16 protein-coding genes, 17 tRNA genes and 1 rRNA gene are annotated in these 20,973 nt (G+C 50.5%); 6 read left to right on the top strand and 28 right to left on the bottom strand.

Going from position 1 to position 20,973, the window contains the following annotated elements; genetic code table 11:
• Positions 1–3: 3 nt before the first annotated feature.
• The 3 genes from V3851_RS21740 to V3851_RS21730 are packed head-to-tail and all read right to left on the bottom strand — an operon-like array spanning position 4 to position 1,571.
• Complete coding sequence (locus tag V3851_RS21740; RefSeq protein ID WP_331848628.1) at positions 4–537, bottom strand: PspC domain-containing protein; 534 nt, start codon at positions 535–537, stop codon at positions 4–6.
• A 5-nt stretch (positions 538–542) separates the two neighbouring features.
• The gene (locus V3851_RS21735; protein WP_331848627.1) at positions 543–1,217 is read right to left on the bottom strand and encodes a PspA/IM30 family protein; all 675 of its coding nucleotides are present in this window, start codon (positions 1,215–1,217) and stop codon (positions 543–545) included.
• A 57-nt stretch (positions 1,218–1,274) separates the two neighbouring features.
• Positions 1,275–1,571 (bottom strand): hypothetical protein, encoded by a 297-nt coding sequence (locus tag V3851_RS21730; RefSeq protein WP_331848626.1) that lies wholly within the window; start codon positions 1,569–1,571, stop codon positions 1,275–1,277.
• Positions 1,572–1,926: 355 nt separating this feature from the next.
• Between V3851_RS21730 and V3851_RS21725 the strand changes: the two genes are divergently transcribed.
• The 4 genes from V3851_RS21725 to V3851_RS21710 all read left to right on the top strand — a co-directional run bounded on the left by V3851_RS21725 (position 1,927) and on the right by V3851_RS21710 (position 5,347).
• Entirely contained in the window at positions 1,927–3,204 is a 1,278-nt protein-coding gene (locus tag V3851_RS21725) for an ArsB/NhaD family transporter (RefSeq protein ID WP_331848625.1), read from the top strand.
• A 79-nt stretch (positions 3,205–3,283) separates the two neighbouring features.
• Positions 3,284–3,709 carry a hypothetical protein gene (locus V3851_RS21720; RefSeq protein WP_331848624.1) on the top strand — a complete coding sequence of 142 codons (426 nt, stop codon included), beginning with the start codon at positions 3,284–3,286 and terminating at the stop codon, positions 3,707–3,709.
• Complete coding sequence (locus V3851_RS21715) at positions 3,699–4,193, top strand: cation:proton antiporter regulatory subunit (protein WP_331848623.1); 495 nt, start codon at positions 3,699–3,701, stop codon at positions 4,191–4,193. Before V3851_RS21720 ends, V3851_RS21715 begins: the two co-directional genes overlap by 11 nt.
• A 287-nt stretch (positions 4,194–4,480) precedes the next feature.
• Positions 4,481–5,347, top strand: a complete 867-nt coding sequence (locus tag V3851_RS21710; protein WP_331848622.1) for a YitT family protein — start codon at positions 4,481–4,483, stop codon at positions 5,345–5,347.
• Between the two features lie 72 nt (positions 5,348–5,419).
• Here V3851_RS21710 and V3851_RS21705 read toward each other — a convergent pair whose 3' ends face one another.
• The gene (locus V3851_RS21705; protein WP_331848621.1) at positions 5,420–8,524 is read right to left on the bottom strand and encodes a glycosyl hydrolase; all 3,105 of its coding nucleotides are present in this window, start codon (positions 8,522–8,524) and stop codon (positions 5,420–5,422) included.
• 195 nt (positions 8,525–8,719) lie between these two features.
• A complete protein-coding gene (locus tag V3851_RS21700) occupies positions 8,720–9,199 on the bottom strand; it encodes a nucleoside deaminase (RefSeq protein ID WP_331848620.1) in 480 nt (159 codons plus the stop codon).
• Between the two features lie 191 nt (positions 9,200–9,390).
• Here V3851_RS21700 and V3851_RS21695 point away from each other — a divergent pair, with 191 nt between their 5' ends.
• The gene (locus V3851_RS21695) at positions 9,391–10,524 is read left to right on the top strand and encodes an AI-2E family transporter (protein ID WP_331848619.1); all 1,134 of its coding nucleotides are present in this window, start codon (positions 9,391–9,393) and stop codon (positions 10,522–10,524) included.
• Between the two features lie 30 nt (positions 10,525–10,554).
• On the opposite strand, the gene nrdG is transcribed toward V3851_RS21695, so the two are convergent.
• The 5 genes from nrdG to V3851_RS21670 all read right to left on the bottom strand — a co-directional run bounded on the left by nrdG (position 10,555) and on the right by V3851_RS21670 (position 16,806).
• Positions 10,555–11,070, bottom strand: coding sequence for an anaerobic ribonucleoside-triphosphate reductase activating protein (gene nrdG, locus V3851_RS21690; RefSeq protein WP_331848618.1), 516 nt, complete (start codon positions 11,068–11,070; stop codon positions 10,555–10,557).
• 6 nt (positions 11,071–11,076) lie between these two features.
• Positions 11,077–13,257, bottom strand: a complete 2,181-nt coding sequence (gene nrdD, locus V3851_RS21685) for an anaerobic ribonucleoside-triphosphate reductase (protein ID WP_331848617.1) — start codon at positions 13,255–13,257, stop codon at positions 11,077–11,079.
• 133 nt (positions 13,258–13,390) lie between these two features.
• Complete coding sequence (locus tag V3851_RS21680; RefSeq protein ID WP_331848713.1) at positions 13,391–14,746, bottom strand: PFL family protein; 1,356 nt, start codon at positions 14,744–14,746, stop codon at positions 13,391–13,393.
• Positions 14,747–14,772: 26 nt separating this feature from the next.
• Positions 14,773–15,042, bottom strand: coding sequence for an ACT domain-containing protein (locus V3851_RS21675; protein WP_331848616.1), 270 nt, complete (start codon positions 15,040–15,042; stop codon positions 14,773–14,775).
• 90 nt (positions 15,043–15,132) lie between these two features.
• Positions 15,133–16,806, bottom strand: coding sequence for a formate--tetrahydrofolate ligase (locus V3851_RS21670; RefSeq protein WP_331848615.1), 1,674 nt, complete (start codon positions 16,804–16,806; stop codon positions 15,133–15,135).
• 247 nt (positions 16,807–17,053) lie between these two features.
• On the opposite strand from V3851_RS21670, the gene V3851_RS21665 reads away from it, so the two are divergent.
• Positions 17,054–18,715: a thiamine pyrophosphate-binding protein gene (locus V3851_RS21665; RefSeq protein ID WP_331848614.1), complete on the top strand. Its 1,662-nt coding sequence runs from the start codon at positions 17,054–17,056 to the stop codon at positions 18,713–18,715.
• Between the two features lie 207 nt (positions 18,716–18,922).
• Here the strand turns inward: V3851_RS21665 and V3851_RS21660 are convergent.
• From V3851_RS21660 to V3851_RS21575, 18 genes are all read right to left on the bottom strand, one after another.
• Positions 18,923–19,002, bottom strand: a tRNA-Leu gene (locus tag V3851_RS21660).
• Positions 19,003–19,035: 33 nt separating this feature from the next.
• Positions 19,036–19,112: transfer RNA gene (locus tag V3851_RS21655), tRNA-Arg, on the bottom strand.
• Between the two features lie 11 nt (positions 19,113–19,123).
• Positions 19,124–19,209 (bottom strand) — tRNA-Leu (locus V3851_RS21650).
• A 10-nt stretch (positions 19,210–19,219) separates the two neighbouring features.
• A tRNA-Cys gene (locus V3851_RS21645) sits at positions 19,220–19,293 on the bottom strand.
• Positions 19,294–19,303: 10 nt separating this feature from the next.
• Positions 19,304–19,378 (bottom strand) — tRNA-Gly (locus tag V3851_RS21640).
• Positions 19,379–19,384: 6 nt separating this feature from the next.
• Positions 19,385–19,459, bottom strand: a tRNA-Gln gene (locus V3851_RS21635).
• Between the two features lie 22 nt (positions 19,460–19,481).
• A tRNA-His gene (locus V3851_RS21630) sits at positions 19,482–19,557 on the bottom strand.
• A 26-nt stretch (positions 19,558–19,583) separates the two neighbouring features.
• Positions 19,584–19,657: transfer RNA gene (locus tag V3851_RS21625), tRNA-Trp, on the bottom strand.
• An 8-nt stretch (positions 19,658–19,665) separates the two neighbouring features.
• A tRNA-Tyr gene (locus tag V3851_RS21620) sits at positions 19,666–19,751 on the bottom strand.
• A gap of 10 nt (positions 19,752–19,761) precedes the next feature.
• Positions 19,762–19,837: transfer RNA gene (locus V3851_RS21615), tRNA-Thr, on the bottom strand.
• Between the two features lie 19 nt (positions 19,838–19,856).
• Positions 19,857–19,932: transfer RNA gene (locus V3851_RS21610), tRNA-Phe, on the bottom strand.
• 22 nt (positions 19,933–19,954) lie between these two features.
• Positions 19,955–20,031, bottom strand: a tRNA-Asp gene (locus V3851_RS21605).
• Positions 20,032–20,065: 34 nt separating this feature from the next.
• A tRNA-Met gene (locus tag V3851_RS21600) sits at positions 20,066–20,139 on the bottom strand.
• Between the two features lie 90 nt (positions 20,140–20,229).
• Positions 20,230–20,305, bottom strand: a tRNA-Val gene (locus V3851_RS21595).
• Positions 20,306–20,384: 79 nt separating this feature from the next.
• Positions 20,385–20,459: transfer RNA gene (locus V3851_RS21590), tRNA-Glu, on the bottom strand.
• Positions 20,460–20,481: 22 nt separating this feature from the next.
• Positions 20,482–20,573, bottom strand: a tRNA-Ser gene (locus V3851_RS21585).
• 75 nt (positions 20,574–20,648) lie between these two features.
• A tRNA-Asn gene (locus tag V3851_RS21580) sits at positions 20,649–20,721 on the bottom strand.
• A gap of 74 nt (positions 20,722–20,795) precedes the next feature.
• Positions 20,796–20,973 (bottom strand): 23S ribosomal RNA (locus V3851_RS21575); the annotation flags it as partial.

The following is a 20,973-nucleotide window of genomic DNA, read 5'->3' as shown; positions in this document are numbered from 1 at the left end:
TGTTTACACTTCTCCCTTCTCGTAATCGGATAGCTTCTTGCGAAGCTCTTCCAGTTCTTTTTTCATCGCTTTCTTCTCGATATCTTCCATCATTGAATCCAGGTTGGAGGCTTCGCCTCCGCCAAATCCGGGGCTACCGGCACCAGGGGTGCCCGAGTAAGGATTGTTTCCTTGGAACGGGTTTCCTTTGAACGGAGGCTGTTGCCCGGGCCCAGGCCCGTAACCGTAACCTCGGCTGCCGGGATTCCCCGGATTTCCGGCGCCATAGCCGTTATAACCGCCCTGACCGCCATATCCGCCGGCCCCGCCGTTTCCCTGCCAACCGTTGTTGTAATAAGGATCGAACGGCTGGTAAGGCTCTTTGCTAACCACCAATGCGGCGATCAAGTATATGAAAATCGTCGTTCCGCCCGTAAAGGGTACGCTGATGATCGTCAAAATCCGCAGCGCCGTGGAACTGATTCCGAAGTACTCGCCCAGTCCGCCGAGCAGACCGGTAAACCATCTGTCCCGTCTTGAACGGTATAATCTGGCCATCTACATTACTCCTCTCCTTTGTTGTTCAGCTTCTGCTTCAAGCGGGAGAGCTCCTGTTCCAGAGTCGATTGGATCACGGATCCGGCCTGGTTCACAAAATCCTGGCCTGCTCTGCGCAGATCGCGCAGGCTGCGGGCCTCCCATTCCATATCGGATACCCGGTCTTCGAGGCGGTTGAACATCTTGGGCACATCGTGCATTCCGTAATCGTTCATCCGTTGATTCATCCGCTGCTGTAAACGAAGAGTTTCCATTCTTGCGTAATAATACTGCCGTTTGCTGTAAACAATCTGATATTCGGTTTTCAGCTCATGAAGCTGATTTTCCAGCTCCTGCAGCGACTCCAAGCTTTGCGTGTACAGATCGGAATACTGCTCGATCTTCTCGTCGTACAGCATCTTTTCTTGCAGCGCCAGCTTGGCGAGGTGTTCCTCCCCTGCCTTTAAAGCGAGGAGCGCTTGCTCTTCCCGTTTATTTCGCATCGTCGTTGCCTGATCAACCTGTTGCTTCAACTGTTTGGTGTGCCCGGAATATTGATGATGCAGCTTCTCCGCCTCGGCGATTTCCTGGCGGGTTTCAATCAGGAATTGGTCGATCAAGCGTACCGGGTCCTGCGATTGTTCCAAACGCTCGTTCAAATTTGCGATCGTAATATCCCGTACTCTACGAAAAACACTCATGACTACCTTTCCCTCCTAACCTTTCGGTCAAACTTTGAATATGGTTCCTATATGTGTTCAGTAACCCCGTCTGCCTTTTAACGCGGAAACCCCGTATACGATCAACCCGATGCCGAGCACTGGTATGATCAGCCAGGCCAGCTTGGAAATCATGTAGATCACCCCGAAGAATAATACGATCCAGCCCATGAAGGCATTGCCTCTCCGGATTCCGTAGTAACCAAGAGCGATCATCGCAGCCGCGACAACGAGGCCGAAAAGGTTCCCCAGAAACGGGGTCAGTTTGCCCAGCAGGATCAGAACGCCCAGAGCAATAAGTATAACCGCCAAACCTTTGGACCGATTTGTTTTCATTTCAATATCACCGCCTCTCATGTAATCAACCTTATGACTCTATTTTAGGTTGGATCGGGTTTGTTCAAAACGGACCGGGGACGGTTTTTCATCCTAGACCTAAGTCGAGGTCCCGGTCCGCCCCAAGCCAGACAAGCGATTCGCGATCCTGACGTACCCATGTCTTTACAATTCAAAGACCTCATAATATAATGTGAAAAGCACAAGAAAACAATAGAAAACGACAGTTATCGGAGGAGCCTGCCATGTTGCGGGCTCTTTTTGCCTTTTTTTAGGCTTATACAGATTAATTAGGCCCCCTCATGGTAAATCTAATAGGCATTCGAAGGTCTGTCATTCATTCAGGAGGGGAATTATGGAACACCAAGCCATTTGGGCTATCGGCATCTTTTTGCTGACCTACGCACTGATTATTTCGGAAAAGATTCATCGTACTCTGCTTGCCATGACGGGTGCTGTTCTGATGATTATACTGGGCATCATCGATCAGGAATCGGCGATCCACCACATCGACTTCAATACACTCGGCTTGCTGATCGGAATGATGATTATCGTAAATACGACGGCGGAAACGGGTCTCTTCAATTACATCGGGATTTGGACGGCCAAAAAGGCCAAGGGAAATCCGATCACCATTCTTTGGCTGCTTGCCTTAATAACCGCAGTCGGCTCCGCATTTTTAGATAATGTCACGACCATCATATTAATGATTCCTGTAGCCTTCAGCATCACGCGCCAATTAAAAGTCAAACCGTTTCCATATGTTTTTTCACTGATCATTGCTTCTAATATAGGCGGCACAGCCACCCTGATTGGAGATCCGCCCAATATCATGATCGGTAGTGCCGTTAAAGAACTGACATTCATGGCGTTTTTACAAAATTTGGCCCCTGTCGCCATCCTGATCTTGGCGGTTACCTTGCCGATTCTCATCTTAGTTTTCCGGAAAAGCTTGACCTCGTCCAAAGAGAACCGAGAAAGCATGATGAACATGAGTTTGGAGGGGCTTATCACCGACCGGAAACTACTAGTCAAGTGTCTGGTCATTCTGGGGCTAACCCTGATCGGATTTTTCATGCACCAGACTTTCCATTTGGAATCGGCTACGGTTGCGCTGGCCGGTGCGTTCATCCTGCTGCTGCTGACGGGGGAACACGTGATGGAACGTGCTTTCCGGACGGTGGAGTGGCCGACGATTTTCTTCTTTATCGGTTTGTTCGTACTGGTTGGCGGATTGATCGAGACCGGCACAATCAAACTGCTGGCCGAGAAAGCCGTGGATCTCACCGGCGGAGACGCGCTCTTTACCTCCATGCTTATTTTGTGGCTTAGCGCGATCGCTTCCGCATTTCTGGACAATATTCCGTTCGTAGCTACCATGATCCCTTTGATTCAAGATATGGGCGGCATGGGCGTTACCAATCTTGAACCGCTTTGGTGGAGCCTGGCGCTCGGGGCCTGTCTCGGCGGAAACGGGTCCCTGATCGGTGCGAGCGCTAACCTGATCGCCGCCGGCATGTCGGCCAAGGAAGGGGAGCCGATTTCTTTCGTAAGATATTTAAAATACGGATTTCCTCTAATGCTTTTATCCGTCGCAATCGCCAGTATTTATATCTTAATTCGTTATTTTTAGACCTCTAAACCTTTTGAGTAAAAAGGGATTGTATGCTATCCTTTTAGTATCTGGCTATAAACGAAGGGAGGGGTGAAGCTTGAACCGGAGCGCCAAAAATACCGCCTTTGTTCTGGCGATCTTTTTCGCTTTTTTCATGCTTTCCTCCCTGCCTGTCTTTTCTTTGCCTGGCGGTGTACCCTATGGCATGGAAAGGGATGTTTATGAGCCGGAGGATACCGGCCGCCCTCAAAAAGTAACTTTACGTCTCAATTCTTCGCAACAGGGCAAGCTATTCTTAGACAGGAGCCAGTCGATCGTTTCCGTTTTCCCTGTCTACGCTTTGATTCTGCTTGCCGTTCCGCGGCTTTCTTTCTACCCGCTCTTTTACTTGATGAAGAAGCGTATTTTGCTGCGGCCGATTAAATTTACAAGTATGTATGTGGATCTTTTTCAGGCATTGTTTTTCCGACAATACCATGGATTGGTTATTATGAACTGGAGGCTAAAAGCAAATGAATCTTAAAGAAACCGAATTACCGGGCATAGGCAAAAAATTCGTCATCGAAACGCGCAGCGGCGAAAAAATGACGATCATCATTCATGATGACGGCCGGCGCGAAATTTATCATTATGATAAGGATAATCATGATGACAGCATTTCTATGGTCACTTTGGACGATGATGAAGCAAGATACGTCTCGGCGATTGTCGGCGGTGTAACTTACCAACCGACAGCTCTGGAGAATATCGAAGTCGCTCTCGGCGACCTAATTATCGAATGGTATCGTCTTGAACCAAAATATAAAGCCATCGGCAAAACGATCGGCGATCTGCGGATCCGTCAGCGTTCAGGAGCTACCATTATAGCCGTGATCGAGAAGAATCAGAAAAAACACGTCAACCCGGGACCGGACTTATTGCTGACGGCGGACGCACTTGTAGTCGTGATCGGAGAACGTCTGCACCAACAGCAAATCAGACATATCCTGATGACTGGAAGTGCGTGAATGGGTCGTACCGAGCTTGAGATTGACAGGCGGTCGCCCTGATCGCGGCCGCCTGACGATCTTTCGCCAAAATTTCGTTTTTACTTTTCCCTCGGGCGAAATGCGCTTGCCAACACCCGTCACGCTTGAAGATATGTTGCTCTTGCCTCCATGTCGGATAATAGCTAATCCCTCTCTTAACCGCGTAATAAACTTCCGTTCATATAAATTGTTCATCAATGTCATCTTGTTCGTACTATTTAATTAAATTTCTGCTCTGCCGTTAGCTTTGGAAAGGAGGAGTGAGCTTGAAAAACAAACTCACCGCCGATTCTCCAATGAACGAGCATCGTCACCGCATGAAGGTTCAACCCGCATTCGTTAAATTTACCGGCGTCATCATTGGAGCCGTACTTGCCGCCGTCGGCTTGGAATTGTTTCTCATGCCGCACGGCATTGTGGTAGGCGGGGTGACCGGTTTATCCGCGCTGTTCGCACTCTCTACGGAAATGAGACTCGGGTTGTTTTTGTTTTTGCTTAACCTGCCGTTGCTTGTCCTGGGACGAAAAAACGCCGATACGTCCTTTACGATCTTTACCGCGTGCGGATTGCTCGTACTTTCGCTGGTTACGATTTTACTGCATCCTTTTCCCGCTCTAATGGGCAATCCGCTGCCGGCCGCCCTGGCCGGGGGCATCTCATTAGGACTCGGCATCGGGCTCGCCCTTCGCTTTGGAGGGGCGCTCGATACGGCGGAAAAAGCCGCGGAAAAGGCGGCGGAAAGATTTCGCAACCGCCGAGGCCTGTCGCCGGAAGTCCTGCTTTTGCTGTTAAACTGCTCGATTCTGCTGGCCGCCGGCTTTCATTTCGGCTTCGAGCAGGCCGTATACTCGGTAACCGCCTATATTCTCGCCTATGAAACGGTGAAAATTCCGCTTTTCGGGATCGGCACCTCCGTCATCGTGCGGATCGAAAGCCGGGAATATGCCGCCGTCCAGAGAGAGCTCGCGCTCTATTTGAACCGGGATGCGGAAGAAGTCCGGTCTCTTCCGGATAGAGAAAGCGGTGATCCCCTCCGGATATTGAAATATAAATGTCATCGTCTGGAGGCGCCCCGCCTGAAGGCCATCGCCAAAAATTGCGATCCGGCATGCAAAATTTCGACCGGAAATTAAGCCGCAGGGCTACATCCGAACAAAAGCCGCCCCTTCCCAAAATCCGGGAAGGGGCGGCTTTCTGTATAACATTTAGGAAAGGGAAAAGTCATCCACATAGAAAGCGGATTGACCGGATCCCCCCGTCTGAATCACTTTCAGACCAATCGATTTGACTAAGCCTGCTTCCTCGATTTGGGACAAATCAATCTCCAGGGTTGTGAATTCCGCCGCCGAGGAATCGACCAATACCGTTCCGCCGTCATACCACTGCCAGCTGTTGCCCGTTTTCACATACAGGAGCACATTGGCCGAGCCGCTCGCAAGCTTCACTTTAACGCTTAAATTCTGATGGCCGCTTAAGTCAAGATCGATATATTTCGTCACCTCGAAGTTGGAACCTTCCGTCAGGTCGAAGGCCGTGGCGAGCGCTTGGGCTCCCTCCGCATAAACAGCCGTTGTTACTGTAGGTACCTCCGCATTGGCATAATTCTGTTCCACGATAAAGCCCTCGGTGCCGTTTTCGAACCCATACAATGTTCCCGCCGGTATTCCGCCGCCCGGTCCTTCCCCGGAACCTTCTCCTTCCGGTATATCGCCCGGCTCTCCGGGTACAGCGCTGATACTGTCCACATACAACGTACTGTTAAACGGATTCTCCCCCGAGTACGAATCGCCTTCGACGGCGTTTACGTAAATCGAGAACGCCTGCACTTTTTTCGCATTGTCGGTATCCAGCTTCTTGTCCTGGTTAGCGGTGTCCCAAGGAGCGACGGCGAAGTCCTTGAACGGAACTTCGACCCAGCGGGCCGTCGTATCGGTCAGATCGGGATAATACTCGAAGTAAATATCATTCGCTTTAACCTGGACGACCATTTTTTTGCCGCTGCCGTCCGGCTGAAGCCAGAATTTCACCCTGCCGGTTTGCGTCCAGTCCCGGCTGCCGAGATCTTTGGTTATTCCCGTATAGCCTTGACCGGCCAGGCTGTAATCGAATTTCAAGCCGTAGGCTCCGCTCGCCTTATGCTCGTCGTCAAGGGAGATCGTATTGTTGTCTCCGCTTGGGCTGTAGCCGGCTTGCAGCAAATCGTTGCTTTCTTTATAGCCTTCAAAATCGTCCACCAGCGTCGGATCGTCGCTTTCGCCGGTATAGGCGTTAATCAGCGAAATATTGTCGAAGTAGATCGGCCCGGCGTCATGCAAATAGCTGCCGATCAAAGCGAGCTGGAGCCCCTCGGCCGCGCTGATTTGCTCCGGATCGTTCAAATCGATGGAGGCCTTATAAGCGGCATAAGGGATTCCGTCCACCGTGACGGTTTCAAGCTCGGACAGCGGCGTGACCGCTGCGGTTAAAAATTTGCTGCTGCTCGGCGGCAGCTCCGCCGCTGCGCGCAAGGAAGCATTTCCATTGCCGCTGCCCGCAGCCACGGGAATCCAGGCCTCAAACGAGACGCGATTCACTTGCTGCAGGTTCACCCGCTGCGCCAAATTCGGGAATCCGATTTTCAGCTCTTGCCAGGAGTCCGCCGCCTGGAGCCCGGAAACGTCTATTTTCAGCTTGCCGTCTCCGTTCCATACGGCATACGAGAAGCTTGCCGCGAGCTCCTCTGGCCAATTCCCGTTGCTTTGTACGCCGTCGATATTCCGATCGAACGTAAACCGCTCCACCGCCTGTTCCGCAATTCCGACATACACCGTAATCGTCTGCTCCATCACGGAGTTCCCTTTGCCGTAGACTTTTACCGTCAATGTCGTCCCTTTCCCGTTCAATTCCGGAGCGGGCTGCCAGTCCGCCGCATAGAAGCCGGCCTCGTTCAAGGTCATTTTGTGCTCTATCGTTGAATCGCCGACGAGGTAAACCACTTTGCGTACCTTCTCGTTTAAAACTCTGGCCCGAACGGTGGTAGCCGCCGTTCGAATCGTCTCCTGACCCGTCGGCGAAACGATGTGCATAAACGGCCGTTCCTTCGCCGTCTTTACTTTCTTGTTATACACACCCTTAAGATCACGGCTGAAATACGTATACGGGTCTTTATAATAGTTCTCAAAATCCGGGAGCAGCTCATGATCCCCGTACTGCAATGAATTCCGGTATGGAACAAAGACCGAATCATAGTTAAAGTTGGCCCAGGTTAGCATATAAGCCATCCGCTTGGCATCCGGGTCGGATTGGAGCGCCGCGATCAGCTTCGTAAAGAACTGTTTGTCCGCCGTCCCCGTCGGCTTCACGCCGGAATAGCCGAACTCGGTAAACGCGGCGACTTTGCCTCGGGCATCGGCGATTCGGGACACGAGCTTTGCATCGGCGATCACTGCGTCGAACCAGCCTTGGTTGGCGCCGTCGTAATAAGTGTCGAAGCCGAGAATATCCACGTAGTCGTCGCCCGGATAAGTTTTCAGGTACGTTTCTTCCAACCCGTTGAACGGGCTTCCCGGCGAGAAGGCGTACAGGAAATTATGCACTCCTTTGCCATCGCGTAAATATTCCACTGTATACCGGTATATCTCGATATATTGCTCCTTGGTCGTATAAGGCGCCCCCCACCAGAACCATCCGCCGCTTTGCTCGTGGAACGGACGGAAAATCACCGGAATGGGCTTGCCCTTGTCATCCTTTAAATGCAGGGCGAAATCGGCGACCATATCGAGAAATTCATTGTATTCCTCATGCTTGTCTCCGCCGGGCAGAATGTGACTGACCACATTGCCGCTCGTATCGTAAAAATCCCCTCCGGTCACAAAGTTCGGCATATGCGAGCTTAGGGCCAGCACGCCTCCGGCTTTATACGCCGCTTTCATCGAAGCAACCAGATTATCGCGGTTTTGTTCCCGCGTATAAGATAGATTTCCCGGCTTCTCGTAACCTTCCAGACTCAGCGTATCCCAGCCGAACATCGCCGGATAATCGCCGACTGCCGCATAAGTTTCGGAGCGAGGCTCGCCTTGAGGCTGGGATGACAGCACTTCGTCCGTCGCATGCTGATGGCCGAACAGCACGTGCTTGCCCCGGACCTCTTGCAGATAAGCGAATAAGGAGCGTGTGCTTTCCGTAGCCGCAGCGTCGACCAGGTCCACGGTTTTATTGCCGTTATTCGTTCCGTTGCCGCCGGTTGCCGCAGCCCCGAATGCCGTTGGCGCGGCGGTCAAAATCAGGCTTGCCGTCAACGAAATTGCAAATAAACTTCGAAGCTTCTTCATCGTCTGCCTCCTTAAAATTTTAATAGCAAGATTTTTGTAAGCGCTTAATTTAAAGTATAGCAGTTTTTCTTAAAAGGATATATATTCCTATTTTGTGTTTTATTAATATATTTTGCATGAGTTTTCATAAAAAAGAACCTCATACCGCATATTACACGGCAGAGGTTCGAGGTCATTAAGCCTAGGTTTCGGGGTTTAATATTCGATTTTCTTGATAGAGGAGCTCCACGCATGAAAAGGCAGCAGCCGGTCGGGGGTATCGATCTGTGCCATGGGGATCGAACGATCCTCCATCGGCCGGGCGATTTGCTCATAGATGAATTGATCGTCAAACCCGATATGGGCGGCATCCTCTTTCGTGCCGGCATAATACACCGCGTCGGGGCGCGACCAATAGATCGCTCCGATGCACATCGGGCAGGGCTCGCAGCTGGTGTAGATCGTACACCCCTGAAGCTGAAAATCGCCCAGTTGCCTGCACGCCTCGCGGATCGCCTGCACCTCCGCATGAGCCGTCGGATCGTTCAGTGAGGTTACCCGGTTCCGACCCGTTCCGATCACTTTGCCGTCCTTGACCACGATGGCTCCGAACGGTCCGCCTTCCCCTTGAAGAACATTCTCATATGCTTCATGAATCGCAATTCCCATCCAATGGCTGTGATCTTTTTCTGTCATATGGTTTTCTCCTTTTTGTTTATTGAGGCCATTATAACCTAACTATAATCGATCGAATACCGGCTGTGCCAATTGGCAAGCTATAGTTTATAGGCAGAGGACCAACTTTTTAAATTTGAAACGTTTCGTTATTCACTGCGTAAAGAAATTGTTCCATCAGTTCATAGAAAATGACGGAGGTACTATTAGTTATGGCTCGTCTAAATTTGTTTATCCGTATCTGTCTTGCGATTTTGCTTGTTCTCGGCATTATTTTTCTCGGATCCAAGGTTAATTTCATCTTTACCCCAATCCTGTCGTTGTTCAGTATTATCATCATTCCTTTGATGCTGGCCGGTTTCTTTTATTACCTGCTGCGCCCGTTGATTAATTGGCTGGAGCGAAAGAAGCTGAACCGTACGCTGGCCATTTTGCTTGTCTACCTCGTTATACTTGTTTTGCTGACAGGCTTTATTGCCGGGATTTGGCCATCGCTCCGAACTCAATTGGTCAATCTGGTCAACAATGCGCCCAGTCTGTTCGCCGCATTAAACGATGAATTGGTGAAGTTGGCGGATAGCCCGTGGTTCTCTTCTCTGTTTCCGGCGGAATCCAATCCGTTTGCGAAAATAACCGAATATTTGAATAAAGGTTTCTCGCTGTTGATTAATTATGTCACCGGGCTGTTTTCCTTTGTTTCCGATTTCGCTATCATCTTATTTACGTTCCCGATCATGCTGTATTACATGTTAAAAGAGGGCGGAAAATTTGGCCGCCGCATTGTAAGCTTGTTTCCGTCGCGTTACCGCCAGGAGGGAAATACGATCGTCGCGGAAATTGACGATGCGCTCAGCAACTTCATCGTCGGGCGGGTGATCGTCAATCTTGCGCTAGGTGTGTTAATGTATGTTGGCTTTCTGATTATAGGGCTGCCCTATGCCCTTTTGCTAACGGTAATAGCCGTTATTATGAACTTTATTCCTTTTATTGGAGCCATACTCTCCAGCGTGCCCATTTTCATTATCGGATTGATCGAATCTCCGTCGACGGCCGTCTGGTCAATTATCGTCGTGCTTGCTGCCCAGCAGATCCAGGACAATTTGATCGCGCCGTACATTTTCGGTAAAAAACTGGATATTCATCCGCTCACGACGATCATCCTCGTGCTGTTGGGCGGGGATTTGTGGGGAATCATCGGCATCCTGCTGATCATTCCGGTCTATTTAATTCTTAAGATTATTGTCAGCAAGTTCTACGATACTTACCTTAAGAGTAAACAACCGAAGGAGGAACCCTCCTTGGAAGCAAACCCCGCAGAAGAAAATAAAGAAGATGGCCCGGAGTGACTCTCGGCCATCTTCTTTATTTGTATATTTTCAGCAATTCATTAACACGGGCTGTTTAGTGATTAAACTTTGCTTGACATCGATCACCCGCTGATTCTCGGAGCCCCGCCACTTTAATTTCAAATTGCGCTGTTCCAGTAAGAATCTTCCGTCGATAAGAACATCGCAGTAGGATAGCAGCTCCCGTTTGCTTTCGTCCGCATCGGCCATGATCTCCTCGAAGGTGTAGCCCGACCAGATCCAAATATCTTTACCGCGGCAGTCGCGACGAATCCGGGCGGCAAGCCCCAGCAAACCGTCGGCGTTCTGAAAAGGCTCTCCGCCCAGTATCGATAAGCCCGCAATGTTCACATCAGGCATATTCAAATCCGCGATAATCCGCTCTTCCAGTTCACTGCTATAGGGTGTCCCATATTTAAAATTCCAGGTTGCGGCATTGAAGCACCCCTTGCAATGATGCGTACAGCCCGAAGTAAAAAGAGAATGGCGCAGCCCTTTTCCGTTGATGACGTCAAATCTTTTGTAATCCGCGATATACATGGTCATCACATATCACATATGCTTAACGCGGGAGAGAACTTCCTTCTGCTTGCCGGCATTAAACGGCCGTTGGCTCGGCTCCGACAAATAACCGCAGCAGCGCCGGATTACGGAAGAGGTCTTGGGATTACCATTGCCGCAGTTTGGGCACTCGAAGCCGCTGTTTGTAGCTTCAAACTCGCCTTCAAAACCGCATTCCAGGCATTTGTCCGTCGGCGTGTTCGTTCCGAAGTAAGGCACCCGTTCATAGGCGTAATCCCACACGGCTTCCAAAGCCTCGGGGTTATTTACCAGCGAGTCGAATTCGCAGTAGGTGATAAACCCGCCGTTCGCATAACGCGGATAATCTTTTTCAAATTCGATTTTCTCAAAAGGAGTCACTTTTTTATTCACATCGAGATGGAAGGAGTTCGTATAGTAGCCTTTATCCGTAACTCCTGCAATGACGCCGAATTTCTCTTCGTCCAATTTGCAAAAACGGTAGCATAAAGACTCCGCAGGCGTCGAATACAAGCTGAAGCCGTAGCCGGTTTCATTTTTCCATTGCTCGGCCTTCTTGCTTAAATGCTCCACGATTTGCAGACCCTTCTTCCGCAGTTCCGGATCGTCGAAGAGACATGTCCCGTAGAGGGCCATCATCGTTTCATGAATGCCGATGTATCCCAGAGAAATGCTCGCTCTGCCGTTCGTCAGCAGATGGTCGATGGTGTCCTCGGGCTGCAGCCGGCTGCCCGCCGCTCCTTCCATATACAGAATAGGAGCCACCTTCGCTTTTACCCCGGTCAGACGCTCGATGCGGTACATTAATCCCTCTTTACACACCTCCAGCAGCTCATCCAGAAGCCGGTAAAAGTTCTCCTCCGAGCCGCCTGCCTTGACGGCCAAGCGGGGCAAATTGACGGTCACCACGCCCATATTGAATCTGCCGTCATGCAGCTCTTCCCCGTTTTCTTCATAAACGCCCAGAAAAGACCGGCAACCCATCGGAAATTTGAACGAACCGGTAATCTCTTTAACCTTCGGGACGGAAATGATATCGGGATACATGCGCAGCGTGCTGCATTTTAAAGCCAACTGCTTGATATCGTAGTTCGGGTCCTCCGGTCTTAAATTCACGCCGTCTTCCATGGCGAAAATCAGTTTTGGGAAAATCGCCGTCTTTCCGTCTCTTCCCAGCCCGCGAATTCTGTTCTTTAAGATGGCGATCTGGATTTGCCGCTCCGCCCAGGACAAACCGCGGCCGAAGCCAAAGGTGCTGAACGGCGTTTGCCCGTTGGCGCTTACCAGCGTGTTGATTTCATACTCCAGCGATTGAAACGCGTCGTACGTTTCCTTCTCGGTCAATTTTTTGGCATAATCCAGACAGCGCGGGTACTTGTTATGTAATTCTTCGTTTTCCCAGGAAATATCAAGCTCGTCGATCTCGCCCGGTTCCAGCATATATAGCCATTCCAAGCCTTTGCGGTAATGCTTCTTAAAAGACTCCAACACGTAAGGCGCCAGGATCTTATCGATCTCATTAATGGTATTGCCGCCGTAAATATGGCTCGCCACCTGGGCGATAATCTGGGCGGTGATGGCGGTTGCGGTCGTAATCGACTTCGGCGTTTCGATCTGGGCGTTGCCGAGCTTGAAGCCGTTCTCCAGCATTCCCTTGAGGTCGATCAGCATACAGTTGTAGATTGGGAAATAAGGGCTGTAATCCTGATCGTGAAAATGCAGATCCCCGCTGTTATGCGCCTCGACGACCCGCTTCGGGATCATATAGGTTTGAGCGAAATCCTTGGCCATAATCCCGGCCAGCAAATCGCGCTGCGTCGGAATAGTCGCGCCGTCTTTATTGGAATTCTCTTTCAGCACTTCTTCATTCGTAAGCTCAAGGAGACCCAGTACCTTCTTATCCAGACTGCTGCGTTCGCGCCGTTTCAAGGTTCTTACTTCACGGTAGCCGATATAAGCCTCGGCGGCGTCCTTTCTGCGGCTGTTCATGAGCGCCGATTGAACTTCGTCCTGAATATGTTCGATATCCACTTTTTCGAATTTGCTGATTTTGCGGGTGACCTTGTCGGCAATCTTTTGCGCCAGCTCCGAATCGACCTTTTTCTTGGTGCTGTTCATGGCAGCGCAAATTGCGTCGATGATTTTCTGCTGATTAAAGGCTACTTCCGAGCCGTCTCGTTTTACAACTAACATGAAGTCCATCCTTTGCAATAAAAATTATGCCATACATACAAATGGACAAGCCTAGCCGAAGGGCTTCGGCCAAGCTTGCCCAGAGAGTATAGCATATTCCCGAACATTCGCACGGTGATTATGGACACTATAGTTAATTTTTAAAACTGTGGATCGGAGCCGGGATCCGCCCGCCCCGGTTCACGAAGCCGGCGCAGTTAAAGGGATTCACGGCCATGACCGGCGCGTATCCGAGCAGCCCGCCAAATTCGACCATCTCTCCAACCTCTTTGCCGATCACCGGAATCACGCGCACGGCCGTCGTTTTATTGTTGACCATGCCAATGGCGGCCTCGTCGGCAATGATACCGGAGATAGTTTCCTTCGAGGTACTGCCGGGAATGGCAATCATGTCTAGGCCCACCGAACAGACGCAGGTCATCGCTTCCAGCTTTTCAAGCGTCAGCGCGCCGCGCTCCACCGCTTGAATCATGCCGTGGTCTTCGCTGACCGGAATGAAGGCGCCGCTTAGTCCACCTACATAAGAAGAAGCCATGACACCGCCCTTTTTCACATTGTCATTCAGGATCGCCAGAGCCGCCGTCGTGCCCGGCGCGCCCGCTTCTTCCAGCCCCATTACTTGAAAGATTTCCGCAATGGAATCGCCTATCGCCGGTGTAGGGGCCAATGACAGGTCGATGATGCCGAACGGAACGTTCAGTCGCTTGGAGGCCTCCTGGGCAACCAATTGTCCGACCCGGGTAATTTTGAAAGCAGTCCGTTTAATCGTCTCGCAAAGTGTTTCGAAATCCTGCCCTTTGACCTCCTGCAATGCTCTCTTGATTACGCCCGGTCCGCTGACGCCCACATTTATAACACTCTCCCTTTCGCCTACGCCGTGAAAGGCACCGGCCATAAAAGGATTATCTTCGACGGCGTTGCAGAAAACAACCAGCTTGGCGCAGCCGATCGAATCCCTGTCCTTGGTTCTTTCCGCCGTCCGGACAATGATGTCTCCCATCTGCTTCACAGCATCCATATTAATACCGCTGCGCGAAGAGCCGATATTCACCGAGGAGCAGACACGCTCCGTCACAGCCAACGCTTCGGGAATACTGTCGATCAGAATCCGGTCGCCGGTGGTCATCCCCTTTTGCACAAGCGCCGAAAATCCGCCGATAAAGTTCACGCCCACCTCTTTGGCGGCCTTGTCCAAAGCCTCCGCGACGGGAACATAACTGTCGGTATGAACACCGCCCGCGGCGATGGCAATCGGGGTCACGGAAATTCGCTTATTGACGATCGGCACGCCGAACTGCCGTTCCAGGTCTTCGCCGGTAACCACAAGCTTTTCGGCGGTACGAGTTATTTTATCGTAGATGTTCCGCGTAAACGTTCCTAGATCTTCATGGGCGCAATCCATAAGGCTGATTCCCATCGTAATCGTGCGTACATCTAAATTCATTTCCTGGATCATTTTATTTGTTTCTTGCACTTCAACGAGTGAAATCATGTAAATCCTCCTTCGGCATTTTATCAAACGCGGTGCATCGTATTAAAGATGTCCTCGTGCTGGATTTTAATTTGAACACCAATCTCTTCTCCCACCTGCTGCAGCTCCACCACAAGCTCCTCAAACGATTTGGCCGGCGCCGAAATATCGACAATCATCATCATATTGAAATAATTTTGGACAATGGTCTGCGAGATATCAAGAATATTTACATTCTGCTCTGCCAAATAACTGCACACCTTTGCGATAATACCCACCTTGTCGTTTCCCAATACAGTTATGATCCCTCTCATAATGCTCATCCTCTCTCCCGGTTATATTTAGCTCTTCATAAAAAGGTAGCATGCAATGCACGCAAAGGCTATGATAATGTAACTCTTACTCTAAAATAATCCCGTAATCTTCCCGTCCTGATCAATATCCATTTTCTCGGCCGCCGGGATTTTCGGAAGCCCCGGCATGGTCATGACATCGCCGGTCAAAACAACGATAAACCCGGCTCCGGCCGAAACCTTGAGTTTTCGGACCGTTACTTGGAAACCGGAAGGTCTGCCGATTTTGGCAGGTTCGTCCGAAAAGGAATATTGGGTTTTGGCCATACAAACCGGGAGATTCCCAAAGCCGAGCTTCTCAAGCTCGTCAATTTCCTTCTCGGCGCTTGGAGTAAACACCACACCATCTCCGCCATATACTTGGGCAACAATCCGTTGGATTTTCTCCTTAATCGGCAATTGATCCGGGTACAAGAACCGGAAATTGTTTTCCCCTTCTTCCGCCAGCCGGACGACCTCGCGCGCCAATTCTTCGCCGCCGGCGCTCCCGCTGCTCCATACATCGGACACGCTTACGTTTACTCCATATTCTTTACATTTCCGTTTAATCAGGTCCAATTCTTCCGGATCGTCGGTAGGGAATTTATTGATAGCCACGACGGCAGGCAGGCCATAGACCTGCGTAACGTTCTCAATATGCTTCAGTAAATTAGGCAAGCCGTTCTCAACAGCCAAGACGTTCTTATCGCGCAAAGCATCCATCGGGAGACCGCCGTGCATCTTCAGCGCTCTTACCGTGGCTACGATAACGACGGCGGACGGCCGGATGCCCGATTGTCTGCATTTGATGTTAATAAACTTCTCCGCCCCCAAATCAGCGCCGAATCCGGCTTCCGTCACAACATAATCGGCCAGCTTCATTGCGGATTTCGTTGCCAGTACACTGTTGCAACCATGTGCAATATTGGCAAATGGTCCGCCATGAACGAAAGCCGGGTTATGCTCCAAGGTTTGCACCAGATTCGGCTTAATGGCATCTTTGAGCAGAACCGTCATGGCTCCTTCCGCATGCAGTTGTCCAGCGGTGACCGGCTCGTCATTTTTGTTGTAGCCGATGATGATGCGGCTGATCTTTTGCTTTAGATCTTCCAGGCTGGTCGATAAACAAAGAATTGCCATAATTTCGGAGGCTACTGTTATATCAAAGCCCTCCTCTCTGGGGACGCCGTTCGTTCTGCCCCCCAGACCGACCGTTATATTCCTCAATTCCCGGTCATTCATATCCATAACGCGCCGCCAGGTGATTCGCCCCACATCGATACCGAGGCTGTTCCCCTGGTAAATATGATTATCGATCAGCGCTGCCAGCAGGTTGTTAGCCGCTCCAATCGCATGGAAATCGCCGGTAAAATGCAAGTTGATATCTTCCATCGGAACTACCTGGGCATAACCGCCGCCGGCCGCTCCGCCTTTTATCCCGAATACCGGTCCCAATGAAGGCTCTCTTAAGGCAATGATGGCTTTCTTGCCGATCCGGTTAAGCGAATCGCCAAGACCGACAACCGTAGTTGTCTTGCCCTCCCCGGCGGGTGTTGGCGTGATCGCGGTAACCAGAATGACCTTTGCCTTCTCTTCGGCAGAAATCTTCGTATAATCAACCTTGGCTTTAAATTTGCCATACAATTCGAGGCTGTCTTGAGGCAGACCGATTTTCTCGGCCACAAGCTCGATGGGCGTCATTTCATTGGCTTGTGCAATGGCAATATCGCTCAATACTTCTGACATTTTATACTTCCACCTTTTCAGTAATAGAATAGTCGTGGATTTCCCAATGCTCTTAAACAGCTTACACCAATCGAAGCTGAGCAGGCTATGATATTATTTTTCCCACCCGTATCCTCCCGGAATCGGTCCGTCTTGCGGTTTAGAAGCTCCGTTAGCAAGGTACGGAAGCCGGAAAATTCGTCCAGGCCTGTTCATAATGAACAGCCTTCGTATCCATACTAAGAAAAAGGTAAGGAGATGTCAGCAAATGAGCATATTTACGGATGTTACCCAAGAAAATAAATTCCCGAAAGGGACCGAAATGCAAAATGTTGCGGATGTGATCATCAAGCAACTGCAATTGTGGGGTGTCAAACGGATTTATGGGGTGATAGGGGACGCTATTTTCGGCTTGATGGATGGTCTCGCCCGCCAGAATGATTTGGAATGGATCGGCGTTAAGCATGAGTCCGTCGCTGCCATGATGGCATCCGCCGAAGCCAAATTGACCGGTCGCATCGCAGTATGCGCCACGCAAATGGGGCCCGGTTTGACCAATTTAATAACCGGTCTTGGAGATGCATACTTGGATGGCGTTCCCCTCTTAGCCATTTCCGGACAAGCGCCCACCCGGAAAATCGGAACGGCCTACAAGCAGTTTATCGACCAACAAGGACTGGTTCAAGCGGTTACCGGACTCAGCCGGCTCGTCATTCATCCCGATGCTGTTGTCGACTCCTTAACAGAAGCCATGTTTACGGCGGTGGATCAGACGACCCCCGTTCATCTGTCCATACCCTCCGATCTATGGACACTTCCCTGCGGGGTAACACCGCGCGAACCGGTTCGGATCGCAAATCAAGCCATAGGATCAGAGCAAATTCGGCAAGCGGCAAACCTAATGCTTGCTGCGAAACGCCCCATGATCCTTGTCGGCAATCGGGCAAGATCCGCCGGTGACATGGTCCGGAAATTGGCTGACGCCTGGGGATGCGGAATTGTCATGAGTTACGGTGCAAAAGGGATTATAGCCCATTCTCACCCTTATCAACTCGATGGCTTGGGCGAAGGCGGAAATCCTTTTGCAAGCGACCTATTCAAACAATCCGATTTCGTCCTAGCCATCGGTACATCCTGGTGGCCGGAGCATAAAGTCCCTGAACATGCGCAAGTGATCCATATTGAAGAACGGACATCAATGCTCGGAAAAGTGATTCCCTCACAATTCGGGATCGCCGGCAATATCGCAGAGATCGTCCAAGCACTTACAGAAGGCTTGAGAGACTATCGTTCGCATCCCGATTGGCTGCAGCTCGTGAATCAATGCAAACAAGCCTGGAATGACCAGAATAATCTCGAACGCGCCATTACATCGTCACCGCTTCATCCTGCGGCAATTGTCGGCGCCATTGAACAAACCATGGATAATGATGCCATTATTGCGCTGGATGAAGGGGATGTCACCTTGTGGCTTCTGAGAAATTTCAGAGGGACAACTCAGCAGTTAGTACTGTCAGAGCGTTGGAGAACAATGGGGTTTGGGTTGCCTTCCGCCATGGCGGCGAAATGTTCATACCCGAACCGGCAAGTCGTTTGTGTTACGGGGGATGGCGGATTAGGGATGGTACAGGCGGATTTGATAACTGCCGCACGTTACGGATTTCCTATCACCGTCGTCGTTTTCAATAACGGTACCCTTCAAATGGAACAGGACAAAATGATGATGAAGCGGCTTAGTACATTTGGGCCTGAGATCTCCAATCCGAATTTCGTCCAAATTGCGGAAGCTTCCGGATGGGTTGCTAAACGGGCAAAATCGATTGATGAGCTTCGCACCGCCTTGGAGGAAGCAAAATTAATCTCCAAGCCTTACTTGATTGATGTCCCGACGGCGAATATAACGCATCCGGATTTTCAGACTCAAAAATAAAGCAAGTACCATGTCAGCACCATAATAAGCAGCCCGGTATGGAGTTCTGAAAACCCCGTCATATTTATGACAATCCGACTTACAAACCGGGCGGCAAGTTAAAAGATAACGTGTCCATCCTAACATTTCCTGATCATCCCCAGCCCTCTCTATATACAACAAAAAAGCCCTAGGGACTCATCCCTAAGAGCTTAATTCCAAGTTTGATGCCGGTGAAGGGACTCGAACCCCCACGGTTTCCCTCACGATTTTGAGTCGCGCGCGTCTGCCAATTCCGCCACACCGGCATATATATGATTGTTTCCATATGCGAGCTTTAATGGCGTGCCCTAAGAGATTCGAACTCCTGACCTTTTGATTCGTAGTCAAACGCTCTATCCAGCTGAGCTAAGGGCACAAAATCAAAAGTGCGGAAGACCAGACTTGAACTGGTACGGTAGTCACCTACCGCAGGATTTTAAGTCCTGTGCGTCTGCCGATTCCGCCACTCCCGCATAAAGAAGATGGAGGCGCCACCCAGATTCGAACTGGGGATAGAGCTTTTGCAGAGCTGTGCCTTACCACTTGGCTATGGCGCCATATAATAAATGGAGCGGACGACGGGAATCGAACCCGCGACCCTCGCCTTGGCAAGGCGATGCTCTACCGCTGAGCCACGTCCGCTTAAAATGGCTGGGGATATAGGATTCGAACCTATGAGTGACGGAGTCAAAGTCCGTTGCCTTACCGCTTGGCTAATCCCCAACAATGAAGTTTTAGATGAATATGGGGCGATCGATGGGACTTGAACCCACGAATGCCGGAGCCACAATCCGGTGCGTTAACCCCTTCGCCACGACCGCCATATTAATATTCACTTCTAAAAAACTGGCAGGGGCAGCAGGAATTGAACCCACACCAAAGGTTTTGGAGACCTTTGTTCTACCTTTAAACTATGCCCCTTTAAAAACTGGTGGAGGCTGATGGATTCGAACCACCGAACTCGTCAGAGAACAGATTTACAGTCTGCTGCGTTTGGCCACTTCGCTAAGCCTCCATGTTCCTAATGGTGCCGGCGAGAGGACTTGAACCCCCAACCTACTGATTACAAGTCAGTTGCTCTACCAATTGAGCTACACCGGCTAACTGCTATTCAGTTGAATGGTGGCTCGGGACGGAATCGAACCGCCGACACGAGGATTTTCAGTCCTCTGCTCTACCGACTGAGCTACCGAGCCTTAATTGCATGATGTTTTAAAATGGCGGAGCCGACGGGATTCGAACCCGCGGTCTCCTGCGTGACAGGCAGGCATGTTAGGCCTCTACACCACGGCTCCACACTAGGATAATTGCATCCCGATTAAGGGATAATTGCGGGGGCAGGATTTGAACCTGCGGCCTTCGGGTTATGAGCCCGACGAGCTACCGGGCTGCTCCACCCCGCGTCAGTAAAAAGGTTATTTCGTTATGGGGTCCCCGAAAAGTAATCGGACTAAGCTTCAGAGACTCAACTTCACTTTTTGGGGTGAAGTATATGGTGGAGGCTGAGGGGATCGAACCCCCGACCCTCTGCTTGTAAGGCAGATGCTCTCCCAGCTGAGCTAAGCCTCCATGGGAAACACAAATCATATTGTACCAGAACAATCGGTACTAAATCAAGTCTTTCGTAAAACTATGTAGTTTTAGAAAATGGTGACCCGTAGGGGATTCGAACCCCTGTTACCTCCGTGAAAGGGAGGTGTCTTAACCCCTTGACCAACGGGCCATGTATTATTAAAGAAAGATTATGGCGGAGAGAGAGGGATTCGAACCCTCGAGACGCTTGTGACGCCTACACGATTTCCAATCGTGCTCCTTCGGCCAACTCGGACACCTCTCCATAGTATTTGGTTGGGGCCCCCAGAAAGTAATCGGAATAGACATCGAAGCTATTCGTCACTTTCTGGGGACTTGACTCCCCGAACAGGACTCGAACCTGTGACAACTCGATTAACAGTCGAGTGCTCTACCAACTGAGCTATCAGGGAACAATAAATCAGATATTCAGATGATTGATCACCTGAAAACCGGATACGAAACTGAATTTGCATTTTAGTTATCTTTGGATAAGCCCTCGACCGATTAGTACTGGTCAGCTCCATGCATTGCTGCACTTCCACCCCCAGCCTATCAACCTCGTCGTCTTCAAGGGGTCTTACATACTGGGAAATCTCATCTTGAGGGGGGCTTCACGCTTAGATGCTTTCAGCGCTTATCCCGTCCGCACTTAGCTACCCAGC

The sequence above is a fragment of the Paenibacillus haidiansis genome (assembly GCF_036553665.1).
Lineage (GTDB): Bacteria > Bacillota > Bacilli > Paenibacillales > Paenibacillaceae > Fontibacillus > Fontibacillus haidiansis.
Note: the sequence above shows the minus strand (reverse complement) of the source record. Positions and strands in the feature narration are given on the sequence as shown.

What these genes read in the sequence shown, in the direction of transcription:
- V3851_RS21740 (WP_331848628.1), bottom strand. Translation starts at nt 537, where the DNA reads ATGGCCAGATTATACCGTTCAAGACGGGACAGATGGTTTACCGGTCTG.
- V3851_RS21735 (WP_331848627.1), bottom strand. Translation starts at nt 1,217, where the DNA reads ATGAGTGTTTTTCGTAGAGTACGGGATATTACGATCGCAAATTTGAAC.
- V3851_RS21730 (WP_331848626.1), bottom strand. Translation starts at nt 1,571, where the DNA reads ATGAAAACAAATCGGTCCAAAGGTTTGGCGGTTATACTTATTGCTCTG.
- V3851_RS21725 (WP_331848625.1), top strand. Translation starts at nt 1,927, where the DNA reads ATGGAACACCAAGCCATTTGGGCTATCGGCATCTTTTTGCTGACCTAC.
- V3851_RS21715 (WP_331848623.1), top strand. Translation starts at nt 3,699, where the DNA reads ATGAATCTTAAAGAAACCGAATTACCGGGCATAGGCAAAAAATTCGTC.
- V3851_RS21705 (WP_331848621.1), bottom strand. Translation starts at nt 8,524, where the DNA reads ATGAAGAAGCTTCGAAGTTTATTTGCAATTTCGTTGACGGCAAGCCTG.
- V3851_RS21700 (WP_331848620.1), bottom strand. Translation starts at nt 9,199, where the DNA reads ATGACAGAAAAAGATCACAGCCATTGGATGGGAATTGCGATTCATGAA.
- V3851_RS21695 (WP_331848619.1), top strand. Translation starts at nt 9,391, where the DNA reads ATGGCTCGTCTAAATTTGTTTATCCGTATCTGTCTTGCGATTTTGCTT.
- nrdG (WP_331848618.1), bottom strand. Translation starts at nt 11,070, where the DNA reads ATGACCATGTATATCGCGGATTACAAAAGATTTGACGTCATCAACGGA.
- nrdD (WP_331848617.1), bottom strand. Translation starts at nt 13,257, where the DNA reads ATGTTAGTTGTAAAACGAGACGGCTCGGAAGTAGCCTTTAATCAGCAG.
- V3851_RS21675 (WP_331848616.1), bottom strand. Translation starts at nt 15,042, where the DNA reads ATGAGAGGGATCATAACTGTATTGGGAAACGACAAGGTGGGTATTATC.
- V3851_RS21670 (WP_331848615.1), bottom strand. Translation starts at nt 16,806, where the DNA reads ATGTCAGAAGTATTGAGCGATATTGCCATTGCACAAGCCAATGAAATG.
- V3851_RS21665 (WP_331848614.1), top strand. Translation starts at nt 17,054, where the DNA reads ATGAGCATATTTACGGATGTTACCCAAGAAAATAAATTCCCGAAAGGG.